This window comes from Prevotella sp. SGI.167, assembly GCF_050313615.1.
Classification (GTDB): Bacteria; Bacteroidota; Bacteroidia; order Bacteroidales; family Bacteroidaceae; genus Prevotella.
The window spans coordinates 175,696-187,835 of the sequence record NZ_JBNPLT010000003.1; the positions used below are offsets into that span (position 1 = coordinate 175,696).

Annotated in this window: 7 protein-coding genes; 5 read left to right on the top strand and 2 right to left on the bottom strand. The window is 49.0% G+C overall.

Annotation, left to right across the window (positions count from 1 at the left end; translation table 11 throughout):
* Nucleotides 1–10 precede the first annotated feature (10 nt).
* On the bottom strand, nucleotides 11–3,031 hold the full coding sequence (locus ACQRBJ_RS03060; RefSeq protein WP_445302837.1) for a SusC/RagA family TonB-linked outer membrane protein: 3,021 nt from the start codon (nucleotides 3,029–3,031) through the stop codon (nucleotides 11–13).
* Nucleotides 3,032–4,636: 1,605 nt separating this feature from the next.
* A complete protein-coding gene (gene rpsA / locus ACQRBJ_RS03065) occupies nucleotides 4,637–6,418 on the bottom strand; it encodes a 30S ribosomal protein S1 (protein ID WP_294971651.1) in 1,782 nt (593 codons plus the stop codon).
* 396 nt (nucleotides 6,419–6,814) lie between these two features.
* Between rpsA and ACQRBJ_RS03070 the strand changes: the two genes are divergently transcribed.
* From ACQRBJ_RS03070 to ACQRBJ_RS03090, 5 genes are all read left to right on the top strand, one after another.
* Complete coding sequence (locus ACQRBJ_RS03070) at nucleotides 6,815–8,245, top strand: SLC13 family permease (protein WP_441932402.1); 1,431 nt, start codon at nucleotides 6,815–6,817, stop codon at nucleotides 8,243–8,245.
* Between the two features lie 132 nt (nucleotides 8,246–8,377).
* The gene (pfkA, locus tag ACQRBJ_RS03075; protein WP_294971656.1) at nucleotides 8,378–9,355 is read left to right on the top strand and encodes a 6-phosphofructokinase; all 978 of its coding nucleotides are present in this window, start codon (nucleotides 8,378–8,380) and stop codon (nucleotides 9,353–9,355) included.
* A gap of 356 nt (nucleotides 9,356–9,711) precedes the next feature.
* Complete coding sequence (atpD, locus tag ACQRBJ_RS03080; RefSeq protein WP_153123500.1) at nucleotides 9,712–11,238, top strand: F0F1 ATP synthase subunit beta; 1,527 nt, start codon at nucleotides 9,712–9,714, stop codon at nucleotides 11,236–11,238.
* A gap of 18 nt (nucleotides 11,239–11,256) precedes the next feature.
* Entirely contained in the window at nucleotides 11,257–11,496 is a 240-nt protein-coding gene (gene atpC / locus ACQRBJ_RS03085) for an ATP synthase F1 subunit epsilon (protein ID WP_203038663.1), read from the top strand.
* 68 nt (nucleotides 11,497–11,564) lie between these two features.
* A complete protein-coding gene (locus ACQRBJ_RS03090; protein ID WP_441936225.1) occupies nucleotides 11,565–12,008 on the top strand; it encodes a hypothetical protein in 444 nt (147 codons plus the stop codon).
* The last annotated feature ends 132 nt before the right edge of the window (nucleotides 12,009–12,140 follow it).

Genomic DNA, 12,140 nt, shown 5'->3' on the forward strand with positions numbered 1-12,140 from the left:
TGTCAAGAATTTAGAATGTTAAGTTAACACCAAGCATAAACTTGCGTACGGCTGGATAAACTGAGGTGCCTCCAGTGTTGGTTACGCTCAGCACTCCCTTGTCGTTGGTGCCTGCTGGCAACTCTGGGTCAACGCCAGAATAGTCGGTGATGGTAAACAGGTTCTCGCCTGATACAGAGAGGCGCAGGGTCTGGATGCCATACTTCTTCAAATCGAAGTTGTAACCCAGGGTGAGTGAGCGCAACTTCAGGTAGTCTGAGCTTTCCAGATAGCGTGATGATGCCAGGTTACCCTTGTCCTGGTTGTTGTACATGGCACGTGGGTGAGTGGCGATGTCGCCTGGCTTCTCCCAGCGGCTCCAGTCCTTCTGCAGCTTCATCTGGTTGCGGTCGCCGGCATAGGCTCCGTCGGAGTCGAACTCCTGGCGATAGTAGCTGTAGATCTGGCCGCCAAGTGAATAACCGAAGTTTGCCTGCAGGTCGAAGTTCTTGTAGAACAGAGAGGTGGAGAAGCTGCCATATACATCAGGAGATGCCTTGCCACACTTGTAGTCTGAAGCCTTGGAATAGCTGTCGGTTACCACCTTGTTGCCATTCGCATCGTCCATATACCACTGTGGCTTACCGTCCTCTGGGTTAACGCCAGCCCATTCCTTCATATAATAGGTGTCTACAGGCTCGCCAATCTCAAGGATGCGCTGTGCTGTACCTGCAATCGATGTACCGTCGCTGATCAGCACTGGCTTCACTACATAGTTGCCGTTGGCATCACGCTGCTTGTAGAGGTCTCTCAGTTCGTTGCTGTTGTGGGAGATGTTGGCTGTAACATTCCATGTCAGGTCCTTTGTGCGGATGATGTCTCCGCCAACGGTGAGCTCGATACCGGTGTTGCGCATCTTGCCGATGTTCTTCCAGATGGATGTCACGCCCACCAGTCCCGTTACAGGCACCTGGTAGAGGATGTTGCTGGTGTTCTTGATGTAGTAGTCGAGGGTGGCATGCAGGCGGTTCTGCCAGAAAGAGGCATCCACACCCACGCCTGTGGTATAGGTCTTCTCCCATGTCAGGTCCTTGTTTCCTATCTGAGAGATGAGCGCACCTGGATTCTCATTATAGGTGGCACCCACTGAGTAGAGAGAGTAGGATGGATAGAGGGAGGTAGGCACATTACCTACAGAACCGAAGGCGGCGCGCAGCTTGAGCTGGTCTACCCAGTCTGCCTTGAACCATGACTCGTTGTTGATGTTCCATGCTCCACTTACGGAGAAGAAGTTGCCATAGCGGTTGTTGGAACCGAAGTTGGAACGGCCGTCACGGCGCAATGAGAGCTCTCCGTAGTAGCGGCTGTCGTAGTCGTAACGCCACTGTGTGAAGTAAGACTGCTTTGCCCATGCCGTGCGGTAACCGTTGGCCATCTCCGGCTTGGCAGCTGTCATGAAGTCCTCGAATCCTGAGATGAATCCTGTGGCATACACATCGGTATACTTCATTTCATAGTCGTTGAACTCGTAGGCGAGCAAAGCGTTGACGTTGTGCTTGCCCCAGCTCTTCTTGAAACGGAGCAACTGGTTGGTATAGCGGCGGGTAGATACATAGTTGTACTCTGTGGTGCGGCCATTCACTCCCTCGCCAGAACTTGACTTCGGATCGTAGTAGCCGTGAGTCTGGCTGTTGTAGTAACTGTAGTTGTTGACAGATGAGAATGTGAGCCAAGGAGCTATCTTGATGTCGAAATCCAATCCGCCAGACAGGTCGTAGGTGGTACTTGTAGAGTAGTCGCCTGCGGCAAGGTCGTTCAGATAGTTGGTTGCCTTGGAGTTCACCCATCCGTTATAGTAGTTTGGCACCAGGTTGCCGTTCTCATCGTAAGGGCTATCCCATGGCATCATGGAATACATGGCGCCCACGCTATACTGCTTGTCCTTGTCGTTGGTGCGTGAACCGCTGATGTTCGGCTTGATGGTGAGCCACTCGTAAGGCTTGTAAACCACCTTGATACGGGTGCTGTAGCGGTTCATGTCATAACCCTTGACGGCACCTTCTTCCTTGAAATAGCCCAGGGTGAACATTGACTGTATGTTCTCGCTGCCACCATTGAGGGTCAGGTTATAGTCCTGGGTGGAACCGGTCTTCTTGGCAAGCTTGAACCAGTCGAAGTTGGAGTTTCTCAGGTCTTCGTTCCAGCGTGGGAAGTTCACTGACTCCACATTCTGGAACGACTTATAGTAGTCGTAGAATTCCGCACCGTCCATCATCTCCAGGTTACCACGGTTCAAAGTGCTCAGACCGGCCTTGGCCGACAGGGAGATAGACATCTTTTCGTGCTTGGCTTGCTTGGTGGTGACTACTACGACGCCGTTGGCACCCTCTGAACCATAGATGGCTGTTGAGGCTGCATCCTTCAATACGGTCATCGTCTCGATGTCGTCAGGGTTGAGGTCGCCGGCACTGTTGCCCACAATGACTCCATCCACAACCCAGAGAGGAGCTGTGGCACCATTGAGGGAAGTCTGTCCACGGATAATAATGGCTCCCGTAGAGCCAGGACGACCAGAACCAGGAGCTACATACACACCCGAAACCTTGCCGTTGAGCATGTTTTCAACGGTGGCAGATGTGATGTCTTTCAGTTTTTCTCCCTTGATATTTGCCATGGCACCAGTGAGGCTCTCTTTCTTCTGAGTGCCGTATCCCACTACGACAACCTCTTCGAGCGACTCGGTGTCTTCCTTCAGTGAGATTTTCATGCCGTTGCTGGCTTTCACCTCAGTCTCCTTGAATCCGACATACGAAATCTGTAGGGTTGCGTTGGCGTGGGTATTGAGTTCAAACTCACCATTCAGGTCGGTTACGGCAGCCAGTTTGGTGCCTTTTACTTTCACACTTGCTCCAATGACAGGTTCTCCTGTTTTGGAATCGACGATGGTTCCCTTAATCTTTCCTGTTTGTTGTGTAACAGTCAGTAGCTCATTGGATGTTGGGTAGTTAGCGTATGCAGCATTTGCAGCCAGGATAGAGGCGCATACGAGCATACCTACCTTTAGATTTTTTGCCATACTTTGTTCTGTTCGTTCTTGCAGGCTTTTCATTTCTTAATTCCGTTGTAAGCTGCTATTATAATGTATATAGTCAGCTTGCATTTACCAGTTTTTGCCCCTATATTAGTGCCTGCTTAGATAAACTTCAAGGTTTAAAATCTGATACTAGGTGCAAAGATATATTAAATTTTTGATAAACTGACAAGTTTTTACAAATTTTCTTTCGTATTGATGAGGATTTTATTAAAGTTGTTATAAAATCCTCGTTTTTTGTGATAAAAGTTTACGAATGGGAGTAGAGATTTTACGTTTCGACGGATTTGCAATCTGTCGTCAAAAAATGTCCAAACCTCTTTGTGCCTGGGGATTTGCAATCCCCAGTAATCGGTTTGGCTCATTTGTTATAGTGGGATTACAAATCCCCCGTTTTCATAGGTCGAACCTTTTTTACGGCGGATTTCAAATCCGCCGGGACGCCTATCGGAAGACAGTTCATAATCCACCACCCATCGTAACCTCCCGTTAGGCGTTTCGACGGATTTGTAATCCGTCGTCAAAAAATGTCCTAACCTCTTTGTGCCTGGGGATTTGTAATTCCCGGTAATCGGTTCTGGCTCATTTGTTATAGTGGGATTACAAATCCCCCGTTTTCATAGGTCGAACCTTTTTTACGGCGGATTTCAAATCCGCCGAGACGCCTATCGGAAGACAGTTCATAATCCACCACCCATCGTAACCTCCCGTTAGGCGTTTCGACGGATTTGCAATCCGTCGTTAAAAAATGTCCTAACCTCTTTGTGTTCTGGGGATTTGTAATCCCCGGTAATCGGTTCTGGCTCATTTGTTATAGTGGGATTACAAATCCCCCGTTTTCATAGGTCGAACCTTTTTTACGGCGGATTTCAAATCCGCCGGGACGTCTATCGGAAGACAGTTCATAATCCACCACCCATCGTAACCTCCCGTTAGGTGTTTCGACGGATTTGTAATCCGTCGTTAAAAACTGTCCTAACCTCTTTGTGCGTGGGGATTTGTAATCCCCGGTAATCGGTTTGGCTCATTTGTTATAGTGGGATTACAAATCCCCCGTTTTCATATGCCGAACCTTTTTTACGGCGGATTTCAAATCCGCCGGGACGCCTATCGGAAGCCAGTTCATAATCCACCACCCATCGTAACCTCCCGTTAGGCGTTTCGACGGATTTGCAATCCGTCGTTAAAATTGTCCTAACCTCTTTGTGCCTTTTGTGTTCAGGGGATTTGCAATCCCCGGTAATCGGTTCTGGCTCATTTGTTATTGGGGGATTACAAATCCCCCGTTTTCATAGGTCGAACCTTTTCTTTTACGGCGGATTTCAAATCCGCCGGGACGGACGGGGCCTTGCTGACAGCGAAGAAAAATCTGCGTTATCTGCGAAATTTGCGTGACTTTAAAAAACAGCAAGGATGTTCCGATGATTTTTCCGTGCGTAATCGCCTTTGACAAAAAAAATCCCGGCACTTCTCACGAAGAGCCGGGATAAGATGACTTTTTAAACTACAGGGAATGCTAACAATAAACAAACCCTTATTTTTTCCTTTATTATGTCTCAGACTTAATTATGCCTTGCCTTCCATCTGAGCCTTGAGCTTAGCAAGTGCATCGATGTCACCGAGTGATGTGCTAGCTGCTACGTTGTTGATTGTAGGAGCATCGCTCTTGCGGCCACCGTTGCTGTGCTTGCGTGCTGGCTTAGATACAGGCTCGTCCTTACCCTCCTCGAATGTACGAGAGTGAGAGAGGATGATGCGCTTTGTCTCCTTAACGAACTCGATTACCTTGAAGTCGAGCTCCTCGCCCTTCTTAGCCATTGAGCCGTCAGCCTTTGTGAGGTGCTTTGGAGTAGCGAAGCCTTCGCCACCCTCGTTGAGAGCAACTACAGCACCCTTATCCATCATATCGATGATCTTACCAGTGTGAACAGAACCTGGAGTGTAGATTGTCTCATACTCATCCCATGGGTTCTTCTCCAACTGCTTGTGACCAAGGCTCAAGCGACGGTTCTCCTTATCGATTTCGAGAACTACTACATCGAGAGTTGCACCAACTGCTGTGAACTCTGATGGGTGCTTGATCTTCTTTGTCCAAGAGAGGTCAGAGATGTGGATCAAACCATCAACACCTTCCTCGAGCTCTACGAAGATACCGAAGTTAGTGAAGTTGCGAACCTTAGCAACGTGCTTGCTGCCTACAGGGAACTTGGTATCGATAGTCTCCCATGGGTCTTCCTTGAGCTGCTTGATACCAAGGCTCATCTTGCGCTCAGCACGGTCGAGAGTCAGGATAACAGCCTCTACGTCGTCGCCAACCTTCATGAAGTCGTTAGCAGAACGGAGGTGCTGGCTCCAAGACATCTCAGAAACGTGGATCAAGCCCTCTACACCTGGAGCAATCTCAACGAATGCACCGTAGTCAGCCATAACCACTACCTTACCCTTCACGTGATCACCAACCTTGAGGTTTGGATCAAGAGCATCCCATGGATGTGGAGTGAGCTGCTTCAAACCGAGAGCGATACGCTTCTTCTCCTCATCGAAGTCGAGGATAACAACATTGATCTTCTGGTCGAGAGAAACAACCTCGTGTGGATCGCTTACGCGGCCCCAAGAGAGGTCTGTGATGTGGATCAAACCGTCTACGCCACCAAGGTCAACGAATACACCGTAAGTAGTGATGTTCTTAACGGTACCTTCGAGGATCTGACCCTTTTCGAGCTTGCCGATGATCTCTTTACGCTGCTGCTCCAACTCCTGCTCGATGAGCGCCTTGTGAGAAACAACAACGTTGCGGAACTCCTGGTTGATCTTTACAACCTTGAACTCCATTGTCTTGCCTACGAATACGTCGTAGTCGCGTATAGGATGAACGTCGATCTGGCTTCCTGGCAAGAAAGCCTCGATACCGAAGACGTCAACGATCATACCGCCCTTAGTGCGGCACTTGATGTAACCCTGGATGATTTCCTCGTTCTCGAGAGCAGCGTTAACACGCTCCCAAGACTTGCTGAGGCGAGCCTTCTTGTGAGAGAGTACCAACTGACCCTTTACGTCCTCCTGGTTCTCTACGTAAACCTCTACCTTGTCGCCTACCTTGAGGTCTGGGTTGTAACGGAACTCAGAAGCTGGGATGATACCGTCGCTCTTGTAGCCGATGTTTACGATAACCTCTTTCTTATCAACAGAGATTACTGTACCCTCTACTACCTGGTGCTCAGTTACCTTGTTCAATGTTTCGTCATAGGCCTTCTCGAGGTCCTCTTTGCTGACGCCTGCGTTTGTACCCTGCTCAAACTCTTCCCAATTGAAGTCGTCGAGTGGCTGTACGTTCTTGAAATTTGACATAAAAATTAATTAAAAATTTAAATTTAATAAAGTTTGACTTTATGTGAATTATATAAAACGGCTGCAAAATTACTCATTTTCTTTGATTTACAAGCGTTTATCTCCACTTTTCTTTCTTCTGTTAATGATATTTAACTAAAAAGGCTCTCTTTCCCTCTCTGCCGGATACCTTTCGCCAGCTTTCTTCCTTATGGAACCGTTAACAATAAATAATATATACATCTATTAATGATTACTTTCATTTTGTGCGCACACAGTCGGTTTTTTGTTTCATTTGCATGAAATTTGCGTTAAATACATTAAAAAAAAGACTCGAAATGCTTGTGATACCAAATAATTTGTTACCTTTGCCATTGAATTAGTAATTATGAAAATAATGATTTAACAGTAGAGAATATGACGCTGGTCATCCTTACCATATTAGTGCTTGCCTACGTGCTCATCGCAACTGAGAACGTGACCAAGGTGAACCGTGCTGCCGTGGCTATCTTTGCCGGAACGGTGGGATGGGTGCTATTTGTGTGCTTTGGTATGGACTTCGTTACCAGCGAGCATCTGGCTGACTATTCCCGGTTCCTCCATCTCGGAGATGCCGATTCCACCAGCACTACTGTCAAGTACTACATCTCCCGCAACATCTTCCTCCCTTGGGTGGGCAGGGCAGCTGAAATCGTGCTGTTCCTGCTGGCTACGATGACCATCGTGGAGATTCTCAGCAACAATGGCTGCTTCGACTTCGTAAGACAGCTGTTGCGAACCCGCAGCAGCAAGAAGATGCTATGGACGCTCGCCATCGTTACTTTCCTGATTTCAATCAACCTCGATAACCTGACCACTACCGTGATGATGCTTACTATGATGCACGCCATCATACCTAGCCGCCGTCAGAGAATGATCTATGGCAGTGCCATCCTCCTGGCTGCCAACTGTGGCGGAGCACTCACCGTGATAGGTAATCCTGAAGGACTGGTGCTCTGGAATTCCGGAGCCGTCACAGCCACCGTCTTTTCTTTCTCCCTGCTTCTCCCTTGTCTCGCTGCCTGGCTCATCCCGACGGCGATGATGATGCGCATGCTGCCGGAGAGGGTAGACAGCGAATGGATCGTGATGCCTTATAGAGGCGATGATACAAGACTCAACGCATGGCAGAGACAGCTGATGCTCTTCGTGGGTATCGGCGGACTCTGGTTTATCCCTACATTCCATAACATCACCAAGCTCAGTCCGTTCCTGGGCGCATTGTGCGTGCTCAGCATCCTGTGGATTGTGAACGAAATCTTCAACCGCAAGCTCATGAACATGGATGCGATGGTGGAACGTCGCACCCCTAGAGTGCTGCAATATGGCGTGATACAGATGATTCTCTTCGTGATGGGAATAATAATGGCTGTTGGCGTAGTGAAGGAATCAGGCGCCTTCGACGACCTGATGAACCTGCTGGGCTGGGGAGAGGAGCGCCCTAACGTATGGCTGCACGGCATTGCTGCAGGCGTACTGAGTACCGTGCTCGACAACTTTGCCACCGCCATGAACTTCTTCTCACTGCACGACGTTGTGGGACTGGGCGACCCATCCATGGTCCTGGATTCAAACTACAGCACCAACGGACTCTACTGGCAGGTAGTAGCCTACTGCGTGATGGCAGGCGGCAACGTATTGGGCATCGGAACCATCAGCGGCCTTGCCCTGATGAAGATGGAACACATGCACATGGGCTGGTTCTTCCGCAACATCGGCTGGAAGGCTCTCGTGGGTGGCGTGGCAGGCCTCGCTATCCTCTGGCTCTCCCATACCCTGATGGGCGGAACCATGTACCTGATGATTTAAACCATATCTGAAGAAGAAAAAGGGGATGGAAACACGCATCCCGAAGATGAAAAGGACAATTGGATCTAAGAGAAAAACAGAAAAAATAAACTATTAATAAATTTATCATATATATAATAAGGTAATATAGTTATGGCAAAGATTAAGACTATAGGAATTTTGACTTCTGGAGGTGATGCTCCAGGTATGAACGCAGCAATCCGTGCTGTGACCCGTGCGGCCATCTACAACGGATTCAACGTGAAGGGTATTTACCGTGGCTATGACGGTCTCATCAATGATGAAATCGTACCATTCACTACAGAGAACGTGAGCGGTATCATCGGTACCGGAGGTACGATACTGAAGACAGCCCGTTCCAAGGAGTTCATGACCGAGGAAGGACGCCAGAAGGCTTTTGAGAATATCCAGAAAGAGGAAATAGATGCACTCGTTGTTATCGGAGGTAACGGTTCGCTTACCGGAGCGATGAATTTCGCAAGTGAGTTTGATATCTGCTGTATCGGATTGCCTGGTACCATCGACAACGACCTCTACGGCACTGACAATACCATCGGATATGATACAACCATGAACACCATCGTAGAGTGCGTGGACCGTATCCGTGATACAGCACAGAGCCACGAGCGTATCTTCTTCATCGAAGTGATGGGACGTGATGCCGGCTTCCTGGCTCAGAACTCAGCCATCGCCAGCGGTGCAGAGGCTGCCATCATCCCAGAGGACTCTACCGACGTAGACCAGTTGGCACAGTTCATGGAGCGTGGTATCCGCAAGTCAAAGAAGAGCTGTATCGTCATCGTATCAGAGAGTCCTAAGTGTGGTGCGCTCTATTATGCAGACCGTGTACGCAAGGAGTTCCCTGAGTTCGACGTACGTGTATCTATCCTGGGTCACCTGCAGCGTGGCGGCCGTCCATCAGCCCGTGACCGCATCCTTGCCAGCCGTACCGGTTGCGGTGCCATCGAGGCAATCATGCAGGGTCAGCGCAACGTGATGATTGGCGTGCGCAACAACGAGGTGGTATACGTACCGCTTTCAGAGGCCATCCGTTCAGACAAGCCGTTCGACCGCAAGCTCATCAAGGTTCTCGACGAGTTGAGTATCTAAAAGAGACGGGTTGAGTATCGCGAAAAGGCGGTTGGGTATCCGAAAGAAGGATTCCTAATTTGAAAATTGTCTTAAACGGTACAAATGTGGTTTAATAAGGTATAAAAACCGTATAAAACCATAAAAAGATTTGCGGTTTTCATAAATTATTGTTACTTTTGCCGCCGGGAATTGAGAGAGCGGAGCCATGGGCGAGGTTCGTCAGTTCCCGGGCAAAACAGGGGCGAAGCCACTAGGCGAATCTCCCCACTATCTACTTGGTCAAGAAAGAAGCTGATACAACTCCTATTCCTGATTTCGAGCGAATAGAACAATAGAAAAATAATATAAAAAATAACCTTTAAATTAATAAGCTTATGTCACAAATTAACGGACGCATCTCGCAGATCATCGGTCCGGTTATCGACGTTTACTTCGATACCAAGGGCGAGAATCCTGAGAAGGTGCTTCCTAAGATCTACGAAGCTCTGAAGGTGAAACGCCCAGACGGACGCGAACTGGTCATAGAGGTGCAGCAGCACATCGGTGAGGACACAGTGCGCTGCGTTGCTATGGACAACACCGACGGCTTGCAGCGTGGCTTGGAGGTTGTCTCTACAGGCAATCCTATCGTCATGCCGGCAGGTGAGCAGATCAAGGGCCGTATGATGAATGTCATCGGACAGCCTATTGATGGTATGAAAGAATTGGACATGAAGGGCGCTTATCCTATCCACCGCGAAGCTCCTAAGTTTGACGAACTGTCAACCCACAAGGAGATGCTTGCTACCGGTATCAAGGTCATCGACCTGCTCGAGCCTTACATGAAGGGTGGTAAGATTGGTCTTTTCGGTGGAGCCGGTGTAGGTAAGACGGTGCTCATCATGGAGTTGATCAACAACATTGCCAAGGGACACAACGGATACTCTGTATTCGCAGGTGTAGGTGAGCGTACCCGTGAGGGTAACGACTTGATTCGAGACATGCTCGAGTCTGGCGTTATCAAGTATGGTGAGAAGTTCAGAAAGGCAATGGACGAAGGTAAGTGGGATCTTTCTCTCGTAGACCCAGAGGAGCTGGCAAAGAGTCAGGCTACCCTGGTATACGGACAGATGAACGAGCCACCTGGGGCACGTGCTTCAGTTGCGCTTTCAGGACTGACCGTTGCCGAGGAGTTCCGTGACCACGGAGGCAAGGACGGTGAGGCAGCAGATATCATGTTCTTCATCGACAACATCTTCCGTTTCACCCAGGCTGGTTCTGAGGTTTCTGCGTTGCTCGGTCGTATGCCATCAGCCGTAGGTTATCAGCCTACACTGGCTTCTGAGATGGGTGCCATGCAGGAGCGAATCACTTCTACCAAGAACGGTTCCATCACTTCCGTGCAGGCTGTATACGTTCCTGCCGACGACTTGACCGACCCTGCTCCAGCTACCACCTTTACCCACCTGGATGCTACCACAGAGCTTTCCCGTAAGATTGCCTCTCTCGGTATCTATCCTGCTGTAGACCCACTGGGTTCTACCTCTCGTATCCTCGACCCGCTGATTGTGGGCAAGGCTCACTACGATTGTGCACAGCGAGTAAAGCAGTTGCTGCAGCGTTACAACGAGTTGCAGGATATCATCGCCATCCTCGGTATGGATGAACTTTCGGATGAGGATAAGTTGACCGTGAACCGTGCACGTCGTGTACAGCGTTTCCTGAGTCAGCCATTCACCGTAGCCGAGCAGTTCACCGGTCTGAAGGGTGTGATGGTTCCTATCGAAGAGACTATCAAGGGCTTCAACGCCATCCTTGACGGTGAGGTAGACGACCTGCCAGAGCAGGCATTCCTCAACGTAGGTACTATCGAGGATGCGAAGGAGAAGGCTAAGCAGTTGCTCGCAGCAGCACAGGCGTAATCTTTAAATCCACGGCTTATGTTACAGCTAAAGATAGTATCTCCTGAGAAAGTAGTCTTCCAGGGTGAGGTGGAGAGCGTACTGGTTCCGGGAACCCTCGGCTCGTTCGAGATTCTCAAAGACCACGCACCTATCATCTCTTCGCTCGAAGTGGGCAAGGTGGAATACACCACCAAGGAAGGCAAGCAGGCAATGAACATCAAGGGCGGATTCGTGGAATGTAAGAAAAACGAAGTAAGCCTTTGCGTAGAAGTTTAGATTAATTAATAATTGATAATTAACAATTAATAATTGTACATTGTCAATTATACATTATACTTAGAACAATGGAAAAAGAAGAAAAGTTGCGCTTGCAGACTATCAGACAGGCGAGTATCAGGTATAAGCAGATTTCTCTGTGGCTTACAGCAGCAGTGGCTCTTGCCGTGCTCTTTGCCTGCAGATTGTCTGCTCAATGCGATGATATGATAGCCCAGGTTGTTAACCCGCTGGTAGTGAGTGCGATATTCTCGCTCGTTGCAAGTACTGCTTATGGTGAAGCCTGGAAGGCTGTGGCTAAATCATCTCCCGCCAATCTCGCCAAGTTCTACCTGGCGGCATTGGTCTTGAAGCTGATGGCTGGTACGCTGGTGTTCCTCATCTACGTGCTGGTATGCGACAGGCAGAACATCCTGGGATTCACTGCCATCTTCGCCCTGTTCTATGTAGTGCTTCTCGTGTTCGACTGCATCTACTTCGCTCGGGTAGAGAAAAAGAACCGTCTTTCATAAGCGGTTCTGAAACAAATAATTAACTGAACTTTCGCATATGGGGAAGTTAAGTGAAGTTAGGGAAGTTAGAAGGAAGTTAAGGGACACATGTCCTACGTTTTACGCAAGAAGACTATTGTCCCTTAACGTCCA

Coding starts and splice junctions, on each gene's coding strand:
- ACQRBJ_RS03060 (WP_445302837.1), bottom strand. CDS start 3,031: ATGCTCGTATGCGCCTCTATCCTGGCTGCAAATGCTGCATACGCTAAC.
- rpsA (WP_294971651.1), bottom strand. CDS start 6,418: ATGTCAAATTTCAAGAACGTACAGCCACTCGACGACTTCAATTGGGAA.
- ACQRBJ_RS03070 (WP_441932402.1), top strand. CDS start 6,815: ATGACGCTGGTCATCCTTACCATATTAGTGCTTGCCTACGTGCTCATC.
- pfkA (WP_294971656.1), top strand. CDS start 8,378: ATGGCAAAGATTAAGACTATAGGAATTTTGACTTCTGGAGGTGATGCT.
- atpD (WP_153123500.1), top strand. CDS start 9,712: ATGTCACAAATTAACGGACGCATCTCGCAGATCATCGGTCCGGTTATC.
- atpC (WP_203038663.1), top strand. CDS start 11,257: ATGTTACAGCTAAAGATAGTATCTCCTGAGAAAGTAGTCTTCCAGGGT.
- ACQRBJ_RS03090 (WP_441936225.1), top strand. CDS start 11,565: ATGGAAAAAGAAGAAAAGTTGCGCTTGCAGACTATCAGACAGGCGAGT.